Origin of the sequence: Insolitispirillum peregrinum (assembly GCF_900156605.1) — a bacterium.
GTDB classification, from domain to species: Bacteria; Pseudomonadota; Alphaproteobacteria; order Rhodospirillales; family Rhodospirillaceae; genus Insolitispirillum; species Insolitispirillum peregrinum.
Map to the genome: position 1 here is coordinate 250,166 of NZ_FTOA01000004.1, position 13,220 is coordinate 263,385.

General features: G+C 63.8%; 12 protein-coding genes. 9 read left to right on the forward strand and 3 right to left on the reverse strand.

Features of this window, described 5'->3' with window-relative positions:
- The first annotated feature begins 106 nt into the window (after positions 1 to 106).
- The 4 genes from BW995_RS12160 to BW995_RS12175 all read left to right on the forward strand — a co-directional run bounded on the left by BW995_RS12160 (position 107) and on the right by BW995_RS12175 (position 4,999).
- Positions 107 to 1,111, forward strand: coding sequence for a hypothetical protein (locus BW995_RS12160; RefSeq protein WP_076400671.1), 1,005 nt, complete (start codon positions 107 to 109; stop codon positions 1,109 to 1,111).
- Between the two features lie 248 nt (positions 1,112 to 1,359).
- Positions 1,360 to 2,673: an ammonium transporter gene (locus tag BW995_RS12165; protein ID WP_076400672.1), complete on the forward strand. Its 1,314-nt coding sequence runs from the start codon at positions 1,360 to 1,362 to the stop codon at positions 2,671 to 2,673.
- Positions 2,674 to 3,019: 346 nt separating this feature from the next.
- Entirely contained in the window at positions 3,020 to 4,342 is a 1,323-nt protein-coding gene (locus BW995_RS12170; protein ID WP_076400673.1) for an MFS transporter, read from the forward strand.
- A 9-nt stretch (positions 4,343 to 4,351) separates the two neighbouring features.
- Entirely contained in the window at positions 4,352 to 4,999 is a 648-nt protein-coding gene (locus BW995_RS12175; protein ID WP_076400674.1) for an HD domain-containing protein, read from the forward strand.
- Here the strand turns inward: BW995_RS12175 and queF are convergent.
- A complete protein-coding gene (queF, locus tag BW995_RS12180) occupies positions 4,981 to 5,445 on the reverse strand; it encodes a preQ(1) synthase (protein ID WP_076400675.1) in 465 nt (154 codons plus the stop codon). The two genes, BW995_RS12175 and queF, sit on opposite strands and share 19 nt — an antisense overlap.
- A 27-nt stretch (positions 5,446 to 5,472) precedes the next feature.
- Positions 5,473 to 6,555: a tRNA (adenosine(37)-N6)-threonylcarbamoyltransferase complex transferase subunit TsaD gene (gene tsaD / locus BW995_RS12185; protein WP_076400923.1), complete on the reverse strand. Its 1,083-nt coding sequence runs from the start codon at positions 6,553 to 6,555 to the stop codon at positions 5,473 to 5,475.
- Between the two features lie 93 nt (positions 6,556 to 6,648).
- Here tsaD and hemC point away from each other — a divergent pair, with 93 nt between their 5' ends.
- The 5 genes from hemC (at position 6,649) to BW995_RS12210 (ending at position 12,017) form a co-directional block, all read left to right on the forward strand.
- Positions 6,649 to 7,599 (forward strand): hydroxymethylbilane synthase, encoded by a 951-nt coding sequence (hemC, locus tag BW995_RS12190; RefSeq protein ID WP_139332885.1) that lies wholly within the window; start codon positions 6,649 to 6,651, stop codon positions 7,597 to 7,599.
- A gap of 12 nt (positions 7,600 to 7,611) precedes the next feature.
- A complete protein-coding gene (locus BW995_RS12195; RefSeq protein WP_076400676.1) occupies positions 7,612 to 8,397 on the forward strand; it encodes a uroporphyrinogen-III synthase in 786 nt (261 codons plus the stop codon).
- Positions 8,394 to 9,686, forward strand: coding sequence for a COG4223 family protein (locus BW995_RS12200; RefSeq protein ID WP_076400677.1), 1,293 nt, complete (start codon positions 8,394 to 8,396; stop codon positions 9,684 to 9,686). The genes BW995_RS12195 and BW995_RS12200 overlap by 4 nt, the downstream gene beginning before the upstream one ends.
- A 2-nt stretch (positions 9,687 to 9,688) precedes the next feature.
- Entirely contained in the window at positions 9,689 to 10,987 is a 1,299-nt protein-coding gene (locus tag BW995_RS12205; RefSeq protein ID WP_076400678.1) for a heme biosynthesis HemY N-terminal domain-containing protein, read from the forward strand.
- Positions 10,988 to 11,591: 604 nt separating this feature from the next.
- Positions 11,592 to 12,017 carry a bacteriohemerythrin gene (locus BW995_RS12210; protein WP_076400679.1) on the forward strand — a complete coding sequence of 142 codons (426 nt, stop codon included), beginning with the start codon at positions 11,592 to 11,594 and terminating at the stop codon, positions 12,015 to 12,017.
- 88 nt (positions 12,018 to 12,105) lie between these two features.
- Here the strand turns inward: BW995_RS12210 and BW995_RS12215 are convergent, their stop codons facing one another.
- Complete coding sequence (locus BW995_RS12215) at positions 12,106 to 13,038, reverse strand: diacylglycerol/lipid kinase family protein (protein ID WP_076400925.1); 933 nt, start codon at positions 13,036 to 13,038, stop codon at positions 12,106 to 12,108.
- Positions 13,039 to 13,220: the final 182 nt, after the last annotated feature.

Here is a 13,220-nt window from a genome sequence, read left to right on the forward strand (position 1 = left end):
ATATTGACAGAACTATTCACAAAAATGGTGTCTTTGACCACTTTTTGCATCAGACATGACGTATTTTATCCATCCTGTCGCCATGTTTGCAAAGGGATGAAGTGACATGCAGGCCGTCATACAGGCTGTCCGGGGGCTGCTGAAAGATACCCTCAGGCTCTACTGGTCGTTGTTGAAGATCATGATACCGGTGATGCTGGCGGTGAAAGTAGCCGTCGAGCTGGGCATTATCCCCTGGCTGGGGGCCATCTTTGCCCCGGTGATGATGCTGGTCGGATTGCCGCCCGAAATGGGCGTGGTCTGGGCCACCACCTGTCTGGTCAATCTGTACGGTGGGGCTGCTGCTCTTTTGGGCGTTTTGCCTGAAACGCCGCTGACCGTTGCCCAAATGACGGTGCTGTCAGTGATGATGCTGGCCGGGCACGGGCTGCCGCTGGAGCAGCGGATTTGCCAGAAAGCCGGAGCCTCGCTGATCGTCACCGCTGCCCTGCGCCTTGGCTTTGCCCTTGGCTATGGGGCGATCCTGTCAGCGATCTATAACGGCTTTGACCTGTTGCAACAGCCGCTGGACATCACCTTTCTGCCGCACCATTCCCAGCAGGAAGGCTGGGGAGACTGGCTGCTGGCCTCGGCAGAATCCCTGCTGTCGATGCTGGGCATTCTGGTCGTCCTGCTGCTGGTGCTGCGCCTGATGGATGCCAGCGGCCTGACCAGATTGCTGACCCGCCTGCTGTCGCCGGTTCTGCGTTTGATGGGCATTGGTCCGCAGGCCACCCCGCTGACGATGATCGGGGTCTTGCTGGGGCTAAGCTATGGCGGCGGGCTGATCATCCGCGACAGCCAGGCCGGTCGCCTGCCGCCACGCGACACCTTTCTGGCGATTGCCTTCCTGTGTCTGTGCCACAGCCTGATCGAAGACACCCTGTTCATGATGGCTCTGGGGGGGCATTGGTCCGGCGTTTTGCTGGGCCGGGGCATTGCCGCCATCCTGCTGATGGCTGTTCTGGCCCCCCTGGTCCGCGCTTTGCCGCCGGAAACCTTCCGCCGCTGGCTGTTTTCCGGTGGAAACGCCCCGCTTTCGGCCCAAACGCCCCCACAAGCCGCATCCTGACCGCTGGCAAACAGCCATTTTACCCATGATGCCCGGATTCACAGCACGCCGCTTCCTCTTTGCTCAATTTTGCGGCATGTATTCGGGACTACGGATGAATACCGGCGCGCATCTGCCCTATTCTCGCCAAAAAGCCGACTGGCACGGTTTTTGTTAGAGGAAAGGCACTGGTCACGATACCCAGGGTCAAAACGGGTGTTCGTGTCTGTTGGAGATTGCTCGGCATTAAGCCGCTTCGGGGGTTACCGATGAACCATCCTAAAAAATCATTTCTGGCGGGTGCGGCTGCTAGCGCAGCTGGTCTGCTTTACTCCTCGGTCGCCATGGCGGACGACGCTGCCGAGGCAGCGGCACCCACTCTGAACTCTGGGGATACTGCCTGGTTGCTGGTGTCTTCCGCTTTCGTGCTGATGATGACCATTCCGGGCCTGGCCCTGTTCTATGGCGGCATGGTGCGCAAGAAAAACGTCCTGTCGATCATGATGCAGAGCTTTGCCATCACCGCGGTGGTGACGGTTCTGTGGATGGTTGTCGGTTACTCGCTGGCCTTTACCGAAGGCACCCCGGTCATCGGTGGCCTGTCCAAGGCCATGCTGACCGGCATCCTGCCGACCACCCTGTCCGGGACCATCCCGGAAATCCTGTTCGCCATGTTCCAGATGACCTTTGCGATCATCACTCCGGCGCTGATCACCGGCGCCTTTGCTGACCGCATGAAGTTCTCGGCCATGCTGTGGTTCACCGTCCTGTGGGTGCTGATCGTCTACATCCCGATCTGCCACTCGGTCTGGGCAACCGGCGGCTTCCTGTTCGATGCTGGCGTGCTGGACTTCGCTGGTGGTACCGTGGTGCACATCAATGCCGGTATCGCTGGTCTGGTGGCCTGTATCGTGATCGGCAAGCGTCAGGGCTATGGCGTCGACAACATGGCTCCGCACAACCTGACCCTGTCGGTCATCGGCGCTGCCCTGCTGTGGGTGGGCTGGTTCGGCTTCAACGCCGGTTCCGCCCTGACCGCTGGCGGTCTGGCTGCCACCGCCATGATGACCACCCAGGTTGCTACCGCTGCTGCTGCCGTGGCCTGGATGCTGGTTGAATGGGGCGTGCGCGGCAAGCCGAGCGTGCTGGGCATCATCTCGGGTGCCGTTGGTGGTCTGGTTGCCATCACCCCGGCCGCTGGCTTCGTCACCCCGACCGGTGCCCTGCTGATCGGCCTGATCTCTGGTGTTGTGTGCTTCTGGGGCGCCACCTGGCTGAAGCATGCCCTCGGTTACGACGACTCGCTGGACGCCTTTGGCGTGCACGGTGTCGGCGGGATCGTCGGTGCCCTGCTGACCGGTGTGTTCGCGGCGGAATCGATCAACGGCAAGGCCGGTCTGCTGGAAGGCAACGCTGCCCAGTTCGGTCTGCAGGTCTACGGCGTCGGCGTCACCATCGTGTGGTGTGCCATTGCCACCTTCATCATCCTGAAGGTTCTGGACATGGTGATCGGCCTGCGCGTCTCGCCGGAAGAAGAGCGTGAAGGTCTGGACCTGACCCAGCACGGTGAGTCGGTGCACTAACGCAAATCCCGAGCAGGGGCGAAAGCCCCTGCGACGACGAATTTGCGGAACGTACAGAGTCAAATCCCGAGCAGGGGCGAAAGCCCCTGCGACATGAACAGAGCTAAAGCGGGGGCCGAGACCCCAGGGGAACGCCCCCCGCTCTAAAGAGCGTTCTCCGCCGGTCTTTTCACGGGCCGGACCAGAACGAGCCAGGGACGCAGTCGGGAAACCGGCTGCGTCCTTGTTTTATTCCCCGGCAGGCAAAATATCCTGTGATAAGATGTTGCGAAATATCAGGGTCTTCTGATGTCAGCAGCATGCAACAGATGATCTCTCGTTCCTTCCCCCACACAACGAGGGTGTGATGCGTCAGGTGCTTGCGTCAATTTCTGCCGTGCTGGTCGGTGCCGGCATCATGATGTTCGGGTACGGTTTGCTGGCGACGCTGCTGTCAGTCCGCATGTCGATGGAAGGCATTCCACCCTTCACCGCCGGTCTGATCATGTCGGCGTTTTATGCCGGCCAGATCATTGGTGCCCTGCACGTCCGCCGCTTTATCGAAAGCCGCGGTCACATCCGCATCTTTGCCGCCTTTGCCGCCCTGTTTTCCGCCGCCGTCCTGATGCATGTGCTGATCATCGACCCTGTGGTCTGGGGAGGTCTGCGCTTTGTCGAAGGCTATCTGGTCGCCGGGCTGTTCATGTGCATTGAAAGCTGGCTCAACGACCGTGCGACCAACACCACGCGCGGAACGGTATTCAGCCTGTACATGATTATCCTGTACGGTGCCAATGCCGCCAGTCAGTACCTGCTGACCGCCGCCGACATTCATGGCAGCACCCTGTTCATGCTGGTGGCGATCCTGTTTTCGCTGGCTCTGGTCCCGATCGCCATGAACCGCTCGCCCGCTCCGGCTCTGCCCGCCCATTCTCCGTTCAGCATCGCCAAATTGCTGGCCTCCAGCCCGCTGGGCATGGCCGGGTGCTTTACCTCCGGGTTGGCCCTTGGCTCGTTTTACTCCATTGCCCCCCGCTATGCCGCCAAAATGGGGCTGGATACCTTTGGTATCGCCACCATGGTTTCCTGCGGCATCCTGGGCGGAATGCTGGGGCAATGGCCCATCGGGCGCCTGTCCGACAAGCTGGAACGCCGCAAGGTGATCAGCGGGGTGGCGATGGTCAGTGCCCTTCTCAGTCTGGGCCTTGCGGCCCTGTCGATGTGGATTGGTGCGGACAATCTGAACAGCGTCCACGACAACCCGGCCCCGTTCGTGCTGATTGCCTTGCTGGGTGTCGGCCTGTTTACCCTCTATCCGCTGGCGGTGGCCCACGCCAACGACTTCATCGAGCCGCAACATTTTGTCGCCGCCTCGGGCGGGTTGCTGATGGCCTTTGCCGTCGGGGCCACCATCGGCCCGATTGCCTCTTCGGCCCTGATGGAGATCATCGGCCCGGCCGGACTGTTCCTGTTCATCGCCGTTTCAGGAGTCGGATTGGCCCTGTTTGCCCTGTGGCGGCACAAGGTTGCGCCCCCTGCCCCGGTGGACAGCAAGGGACGTTTCCAGACCACCACCAACACATCGCCTTTGCTGGCCGAACTGGACCCGCGTGCGGAAGGAGCCCCTGAGGAAACCGACCAGCTGTCATTTTCCTTTGAGCCGCCGCCCACCGTCAAAGACCCCCGGTGAGGCGTTGCCATGACCCTCAGCCCCGAAGCCCGCGACCGCCTGCAACAACATGCCCCACGCACCTGGCAACGCATGCTGTCCGGGCGGCGGTTGAACCTCATTGACCCCAGCCCGCTGGATATTGAAATCGGCGACATTGCCTTGGGACTGGCGCGCAATACCCGCTGGAATGGTCAGACCAGCGGCGACCATGCGTGGTCGGTGGCCCAGCATTCGGTGTTTGTGGTCGAGATTATGCACGGTTTCCGGCCTGCGCCATCACCGGCCCTGTTGCTGGCCGGGCTGCTGCACGATGCCAGCGAATACGTCACCCACGACATGATCACCCCGTTAAAGGCGGTGGTCGGCGACGTGTTCCGTGAAGTTGAATTGCGCCTGACGCGGGCGGTGCATCTGCGCTTTGGCCTGCCTGCCGACCTGTCTGCCGAAGACAAGGCGCTGATCAAAAAGGCCGACCTGATCGCCGGAGCCACCGAAGCCGTTCAGTTGGCGGGCTTTACCGCCGATGAAGTGCGGAAAGTGCTGGGGATCAAGGCCAGACCGCTGACGGACGTGACCCTGACCCCTCTGCCCAGCAAGCAGGCCGAATGCCTGTTCCTTGAACAGTTCCGGCTGCTTGACGGGCGGCAGCAGGAACCTCAGCCGCGCCCGCGATAACCGGCCACACCCTGCTCGGGGATCCACACCCCGGCGGGGGCTTCGCCGGTCTGCCAGAACACGTCGATCGGCATCCCGCCGCGCGGATACCAATAGCCGCCGATGCGCAGCCAGTGCGGTTCGATGGCGGCGGCGATGCGCTTGCCGATATAGACGGTGCAATCTTCGTGGAACGCCCCGTGGTTACGGAACGAGCCGAGGAACAGCTTCAGGCTTTTGGATTCGACCAGCCGCTGGTTCGGAATGAAGTCGATCACCAGATGGGCGAAATCCGGCTGGCCGGTCACCGGGCACAAGCTGGTGAATTCCGGCTGGGTAAAGCGGGTAACATAGCGGGTATCGGGGTGCGGGTTGGGCACGGTTTCCAGCACCGCCCGTTCCGGGTCATCCGGCAGGGCGGTATGGGTTCCCAGCTGGGTCAGGCCCGAGGGGTCGGAATTGGTCATGATTGAAAGGCCTCAAGTTGGAGGATATTAAGCTTTGACAGCCCCGGCACCACGTGCCTTGGGGGCATCGGGATCAAGCGGCCAGCGCGGGCGCGGCTTGAAATCCAGCGGGTCGCTCTGGCCCAGCGCCAGCCGCTCGGCGGCGGCCCAGGCGATCATGGCGGCGTTGTCGGTACACCATTTCAGCGGCGGGGCGACAAAATCAAGCCCCTCGCGGGCAGCCAGCGTGGTCAGCTCGGCACGCAGCGGCGCATTGGCCGCCACGCCTCCGGCCACCACCAGCGCCGTTCCCTGCGGCCAGTTGGCGCGGAAATGGCGCACCGCCCGCCGCACTCGGTCAAGGGTGCTATCAACCAGGGCCGCCTGAAACGACGCCGCCAGATCGGACTTGTCCTGTGCGCTCAACGGGCCGGGTGGCATCTGTTCGATGCTGCGGCGAACGGCGGCTTTCAGGCCGGAAAACGAGAAATCAAAGCCGGGCCGCCCCTTCAGCGGACGCGGCAGGTCAAAGCGGCGGGGATCACCACCAACGGCGGCCGCCTGCACCGCCGGGCCACCGGGATAGCCCAGCCCGATCATCTTCGCCACCTTGTCAAAGGCTTCCCCGGCGGCGTCGTCAATGGTGGTGCCCAGACGGCGGAACTGGCCGACGCCCTCGACCACCAGCAATTGGCAATGCCCGCCCGATACCAGCAGCAGCAGATAGGGGAACGGCACATCGTGCGACAGGCGCGGGGTCAGGGCATGGCCTTCCAGATGGTTGACCGCCAGAAACGGTTTGTCGTGGACCATCGCAATCGCCTTGGCGGCCATCACCCCGACGATCACCCCGCCAATCAGCCCCGGCCCGCCGGTCGCCGCCACCGCTGACAGATCGCCATAGCCGACTCCGGCACGCTGCATCGCTTCGGCCACCAGCGCCTGCAAGGCCGACAGGTGGGCACGGGCGGCAATCTCGGGCACCACACCGCCATACGGCCGGTGATCCTCCAGTTGCGACAGCACCACCTCGCTCACCACCCGCTCGCCACAGGGGGCGTCAGCCCGCACCACCGCAGCCGCCGTTTCGTCGCAACTGCTTTCGATTCCCAAAATATAGCACGGAGTCATTGCATCAGGGCTCGCAAGGGACATACTGTTGGGCGACGCCATTCGGCTCATTTCCTTTCCATGGGCACGCCTTGCCCTTACACCACCTGGATCATGACCACCAGACCCAAGTTAGTTATCGGCACCCGCGGAAGCCCCCTCGCGCTGGCTCAGGCGCACGAGGTCCGCGACCGTCTCATCGCTGCCCACTCGGAGCTTGCCGAGCCGGGGAGCATCGACATTCGCATTTTCACCACTACCGGCGATGCCATCCAGAACAGAACACTGGCCGAGATCGGTGGCAAGGGCCTGTTCACCAAGGAGCTGGACGAAGCGATGGTGGCAGGCACCATCGACATCGCGGTGCATTCGATGAAGGACGTGGCGACCACCCTGCCGCCGGGGATCGATCTGCCGTGCATTCTGGAACGCGAAGACCCGCGCGACGCCTTTATCTGCCACAAGGCCAAGACCCTCGCCGACCTGCCACCGGGTGCGGTAGTCGGCACGGCGGGCCTGCGGCGGGCCGCTCAGGTGCTGCACCGCTATCCCCACCTGAAGGTGGTGCCGCTGCGCGGTAACGTCCAGACCCGGCTGAACAAGCTGGGCGACGGGGTGGTTGATGCCACCCTGCTGGCGATTGCCGGGCTGAACCGGCTGGGTATGAGCCAGCACGCCACCGATACCCTCAGCGTTGACACCATGCTGCCTGCCATTGCGCAAGGGGCGATTGGCGTCACCTGCCGCGAGGACGACCTGACCTGTCATCACTATCTGCTGCCGCTGATTCACGGCGAAAGCAGTGCGCGGGTGCGCTGTGAACGGGCTTTTCTCGCCGCGCTGGACGGTTCCTGCCGGACCCCGATTGCCGGGCTGGCCGAAGTCCATGGGCGGGACATCGTGTTCCGTGGCATGGTTCTCCGCCCGGACGGCAGCGAAGCGGTGGTGGTCAATCATCGCGGCCCGTTGTCCAATCCGGTCGCCATCGGAGAGGCCGCTGCCGCAGACGTCCGCCAGCAGGCGTCGTCCCTTCTGGCCGAGGCCGTCTCTGCTGGCAAAGCCTGAGACAGCAGCCCCATGCACGTCGCCATCACCCGCCCGCTTGAGGACGCCGACCGCACCGCCCATGCCCTGCGCCAACGCGGTTTGACGGTGATCCTTGAACCGTTGCTGGTGGTGGTGCCCTGTGCCGTCCCGCCCGCCGCCCTGGCGCAGATGGCCTGCGCTCAGGGTTGGCTGCTGACCAGCGCCAACGGCGTGCGGGCGCTGGCCGAAGCCCTGCGTCAAACCGGAGCCGCCCTGTCGGCGCCGTGGGACCGCCCGGCGCTGTGCGTCGGCGACCAGACCGCCCGCACCGCACAGGCGGCGGGCTTTACCAACGTTCATTCTGCGGCGGGCGATGTCCAGTCGCTGGCCGCGCTGACCTGCCGCCTGTTGCGTCCGCAACAGGGGCCACTGTTCCACGCCGCCGCCTCGGTGCAGGCGGGCGATCTGGCGGCCCTGCTGGGGGAGCGCGGTTTTCATGTTGACCGGGCCGTCCTGTACGAAACCCGCCCGGCAACGGCGTTTTCCCCCGCCTTTGCGCAGTGTGTCCGCCAGCACCAGCTTGATGCGGTGCTGCTGTATTCGCCCCGAACGGCACAAACCTTTGCAACCCTTGCCCGAGAGGCTAAACTTTCGCCTCACCTGTCTACGGTCACTGCCTATTGCCTGAGTCCGGCAGTGGCAGAGGCCCTGTCCAGCACGTCCTTATCTGACGCGTCTGAACTCCGGGTGCGGATTGCCCCGCACCCGACGCAAGACGCCCTCCTGAGCATCCTTGATCAGGACCGCGCCAGCAGCATGAAGGGAGATACCCCATGAGCGACCGGCCCTCGGCCCCGTCTGAGCCTACCTCCGCCCAACCGACCGATCCGGTTGAAATTGCCCTCGCCCGCGCCGCCGAGCGCAGCGGGCAGGATGCCGCCGCCAAAAAAGCCAGCGGAGCGCGGAAGGCGAAAATCATTGGCGGTGTCAGCGCCGTTGTGCTGGTGGCGGCTCTGGCGGGCTATGCCTCGCTGCCGCTGTGGCTTGGCTCGCTGCCTGCCGCCCTGCAACCCCATGCTGCCGCCCTGCTGCCAAAAGCCAGCCTGACCGTTCAGAGCGAGGGCACCGAAGAGGTGGCGGCGTTGCAAGACGCCCTTGGAGCGATGCAGACCAAACTGGCGGCGTTGGAAAAGCGTGTCGCCACGCTGGAACACGGCCACGAGCAGATGAGCAGCGCCGCCGTTGCGCCTGCGCCTGCCGTTGGCGGTGGGGCCGGGGCCATTGCCATCAGCCCGACTGGCCCGGTGGGGGCTGCCCAGCCGCACGTTCCCGACGTCAAGAGCGACGCCAAAGCCGACACCAGCGCGCTGGAAAAGCGTCTGGGGACGCTGGAAACCACGCTCGGCACCACCCTGAACGAGCAACTGGTGGCCTTGGGCAAGGACATCAACGAGCTGAAGGCCAACCGGGCGCAAGCCTCCAGCGTGCTGGCGCTGGCTGACCGCGTTGCGGCGGTCGAAGGGGCGATTCAACAGGCGATGGCCCGGCAGGATCAGGCGCTGGCCTTTTTGCTGGCGGTTGGTCAGTTGCGTGCCGCCGTTGACGAAGGCCGCCCGTTTACCGACGAGCTGAAAACCGCCCGTGCGGTGGCGCCGAGCACCATTGATGTTGAAACCCTGACCTCGGGCTTTGCGGCACAGGCGGCGAGCGGCGTGGCGACCACCATCCAGTTGCAACAGGATTTTGCCGCACAGGCTGGCGCAATCATCCGCGCCGGAGCCTTGCCGAACGAGACCGCCGACTGGTGGAGTCGCACCATGGACCGGATGATGAGTCTGGTGTCCATCCGGCGGACCGATGGTGATGCCGTCGGCACATCGCCCGCCGCCGTGGTCAGCCGGGCCGAAGCCCTGTTGAAGCAAGGTGCCCTGAGCGGAGCCATCGCCGAACTGGCGGCTCTGGACGGTCAGGCCGCCACCGCCGCGCAACCGTGGCTGACCGCCGCCAAGGCCCGTCTTGCCGCCACCAGTGGTCTGTCGGACCTGACCGGCGAAGCCCTAGCCGCCCTGACCGCCACCACCAGCGCGCCTCCCGCCCCGCCCACTGCCGGCAAAAAGGAGGGATGAGCATGATTCGTCTGATCTCGTTCCTGATCGCCGTCGGGCTGGCTGTCGCTGGCGCCGTGTGGCTTGCCAACCACCCCGGCGAAGTGATGGTGCAATGGCTGGGCTGGCGGGTTGACACCTCGGTGCCAGTGCTGCTGGTCGCTGCCGTACTGCTGGTGCTGGTGGTCTCCCTGCTGGTCCGTCTGGTGCTGGGGGTGCTGACCGTCCCCGGCGTCATTGGCCGGTTCCGCTCGCGCCGAGCCCTGAAGCGCGGCCTGCTGGCGCTGGCCGAGGCCGAAAGTGCCCTGCTGACCCACGACGCCGCCAAAGCGGCCAGGAAAGCCGCGCAGGCCAAGGCCCTGCTGCCCAACCAACAGGCAGCGGTGCTGATTCAGGCCGAAGCCGCCCTGTTGCGCGATGATCTGGATGGCGCTCAGGCGCTGTACGAAGAGCTGCTGGAAACCCGTTCCAGCGCGCTGGCTGCCCTGCACGGGCTGTTGGCGCTGGCTGAAAAGCGCAACGACAAGGTGCTGCTGCGCGATGTGGCCAGCCGGGCAGTGGCTGTCAACGAACGGGCCGCCTGGGCCGTGCGTCCGCTGTTCACCGTTCTGGTCGATGCGGGCGACTGGGCGGCGGCGCAAAAGACACTCGACCTTGGCTGCAAGCGCGAGGTGTTCAGCGACGCCGAACGCGCCCGCCTGACCGCCACGCTGCTGTGTGCGCAGGCCGATGCCGCCTTGCTGCGCGGGGAAACCCACGAGGTCGCCCGCCTGACCAAAAAAGCCGTCTCGGCGGCCCCCGGTTTCCTGCCCGCCGTCCTGCGCCATGCCCAGTCGCTGATCAGCGATGGCAACGGCAAAAAGGCCGCTGCCCTGCTGATCGAACCGTGGCGCACGGCGCCGCATCCGGCGCTGGCTGCGGCCTATCTGTCGCTGTGGCAAGGCGAAGAGGCCCTGAAACGGGTGCAGCATGTGGATGCGCTGGCCGACAGCAACCCCTCCCACCCGGAGAGCTGCCTGCTGGCCGCCGAAGCGGCCTTGCAGGCCGAACTGTGGGGGCAGGCCCGTACCCGCCTGAAACCGCTGCTGGACCGTGGCCTCCACGAGCGGCGGCTGGCCCTGCTGATGGCCCGCCTCGAAGAAAGCGAGCACGGCAACACGACCGAGGCCCTGCGCTGGTACAAGCTGGCCGCCGCGTGGGACGCCCACTCTCCCGCCCCGGCTGCGCTGTGGCAGTGCGACCAGTGCCATACTCCCGCTGCGGACTGGTCGGTGCATTGCCCCACCTGCAACACCATCGGCAGCGTCACGGCAAACGTCTGAACGGACCAGAGCCGTGTACGAACCGTGGGAACCGGTTTTCACAACACCAATGCGACAAGCCAAAGGGCGAGAGCGGTGAGCACGATCAACATTCAAGACTCATCGCTCTCGCCCGGAGTCGCCCCGTCCTTTTGACCGTTCCATTCCAAAAGGCAGAGGCGAAGGGCAAGCGAACCTCTACGGCCTGCGGCTTTATCAGGCTTAAGGCCTAGTCCTTTCCGCTAGACGCCCTCCCGTTCACCGCGCAGGGCATCCACCGCTGATCAGTACCGGCGGGCAGGGTCTTTTTCGCCTGCAGCCAAATGAAATGGCTTTTCGCAGTCTCAACAAGGGCATCCTGCCATTTCCGGTGCTGTCAGCCCCCGCACAGACAGGAATTGTGCCTGTTGCATTCTTGCCAGCCAGTGGCAACAACACCATATTGAACGGATGGGCTTTCGCCATGGCCGCTATGCCGTCAGATGTATAAATCCCTGTTTGTGTCTGACCGGCCATTGCGCTAACACTATGGCTGCAGAAAGTCTGTTTACAAAAAAATCAGGGCTGCGGACGCTCGCGACGGGCGCTCGTGCAGGTGTTAAACACAGGGGGCCGGAGGCAAGGCGTGCTCATCCAATGGAATGATGCCTGGCGCGTGGGCAACAGCGCGATCGACTACGACCATCAGATGCTGGTGAACATCACCAACCAGTTGTGGGACATCAAGAACAACCCCCGGGTCCGGAATGCGGAAATCGCCCGCATTCTGGGGCAGCTGGTTGAATATGTGAAGCGGCACTTCGAACGCGAAGAAGCCATCTTTCTGGCGTCGGATTACCCGCACAAGAAAGAACACATTGCGATGCACCGCGAACTGACCAAGGTCGTGGAAGACATCGGCGTGGTGTTCAACCGCGAACCCGACCTGCTGAACTTCGATGAAATCATGGCCTTCCTGAAGCGCTGGCTGATGGACCACATCGTCAAGCACGACATGGGTTACAAGGATTACATCGGCGAGGGTGCCAAGAAGCGTCGGCACGTCGCCTGATCAGCCTCACCTGATCGCACAACCAGAAAACGGGCTGGATTGCCATGGGGGGCAGTCTGGCCCGTTCTGTTTCCGCCACGCTTCCGCATCACGCTCCCGGATACACCAGTGCAATGGTTTCCGGCGCGACGGTGATATGAACCGGCAGGCAGGCGATGCTGTCGCCATCGGCCTGCACCGGGGCCCCCACCGGGGCGGTCAGCATCACCTCGTGGCAGGCGCGGTAGGTCACCTCGGGCCGACGGGACAGGCTTCCCGAGGCCAGCGAGACGGCATAGCCCAGCACCGCCAGCAGCCCCCGCCGAGGCAAGGCCAACAGATACAGTTCATCACTCTGCAAATTGCCATCCGGCGCAGCCACGAACGGGCCGCCATACAGCCGTCCGTTACACACCACCACCGTTGCCGCTTCGAACGGCTGCTGGTCACAATACCCCTGAAGGCGCGGAAAGGGATAGCGCACGGCCTGCCATAGTGTCTCGAAAACATAGGCCAGCTTGCCTGTTCGCCGTTTCAGCCCCAGCCGGACGTGTTCCACCACATGGGCATCAAAGCCCGCGCTGGCCATCAACAGGACATGGCGCGCCGGACCGGCAGCGGGCTGCACCAGAGCCAGATGGACAGTCTGTGGCGTGCCGGTGGCCAGGGTGCGGGCCATGTCGGCAGGCGTCAACCGTTGCCCCACCTCCAGCGCCAACACGTTGGCGGTTCCCAGCGGAATGATTCCCAGCGGCAGCCGCTGATCGGCGGGATGCTGCATCAGGCCGTTCAGCACCTCGTTCATGGTGCCATCGCCGCCCGCGGCCACCACCATGTCGACAGCACTGAGAGCGGCTTCGGCGGCAAAGCGCTCGGCATCGCCGCGTTGCTGCGTCTCGCGCAGCACCAGCGAGCAGCCCAGCGCCTGCAAGGCTTGCAACGTCTTGTTCAGACGCCTCTTTTTGGCACCACCGGCGGTGGGATTAAAGATAATCATCAAGCGGCGAGCGGATGGGGGCAAGGGCGCAGAAAGTGTCATCATCCACCCGGACATGATGTTTCATTCAATAAAAGCAGACAGTAACTACCACATCAATACAGAACAAGATGATGATATTTTTCTACAATAAAAATGACAGAATCATGACCGCAAGGTGAAATATTGGCGTCACAGCCTGTTTGGTGTTTTTTACCGCGTCCGTCTGGACTACCTATTCCCTCACA

Coding starts and splice junctions, on each gene's coding strand:
- BW995_RS12160 (WP_076400671.1), top strand. CDS start 107: ATGCAGGCCGTCATACAGGCTGTCCGGGGGCTGCTGAAAGATACCCTC.
- BW995_RS12165 (WP_076400672.1), top strand. CDS start 1,360: ATGAACCATCCTAAAAAATCATTTCTGGCGGGTGCGGCTGCTAGCGCA.
- BW995_RS12170 (WP_076400673.1), top strand. CDS start 3,020: ATGCGTCAGGTGCTTGCGTCAATTTCTGCCGTGCTGGTCGGTGCCGGC.
- BW995_RS12175 (WP_076400674.1), top strand. CDS start 4,352: ATGACCCTCAGCCCCGAAGCCCGCGACCGCCTGCAACAACATGCCCCA.
- queF (WP_076400675.1), bottom strand. CDS start 5,445: ATGACCAATTCCGACCCCTCGGGCCTGACCCAGCTGGGAACCCATACC.
- tsaD (WP_076400923.1), bottom strand. CDS start 6,555: ATGACTCCGTGCTATATTTTGGGAATCGAAAGCAGTTGCGACGAAACG.
- hemC (WP_139332885.1), top strand. CDS start 6,649: ATGACCACCAGACCCAAGTTAGTTATCGGCACCCGCGGAAGCCCCCTC.
- BW995_RS12195 (WP_076400676.1), top strand. CDS start 7,612: ATGCACGTCGCCATCACCCGCCCGCTTGAGGACGCCGACCGCACCGCC.
- BW995_RS12200 (WP_076400677.1), top strand. CDS start 8,394: ATGAGCGACCGGCCCTCGGCCCCGTCTGAGCCTACCTCCGCCCAACCG.
- BW995_RS12205 (WP_076400678.1), top strand. CDS start 9,689: ATGATTCGTCTGATCTCGTTCCTGATCGCCGTCGGGCTGGCTGTCGCT.
- BW995_RS12215 (WP_076400925.1), bottom strand. CDS start 13,038: ATGATGACACTTTCTGCGCCCTTGCCCCCATCCGCTCGCCGCTTGATG.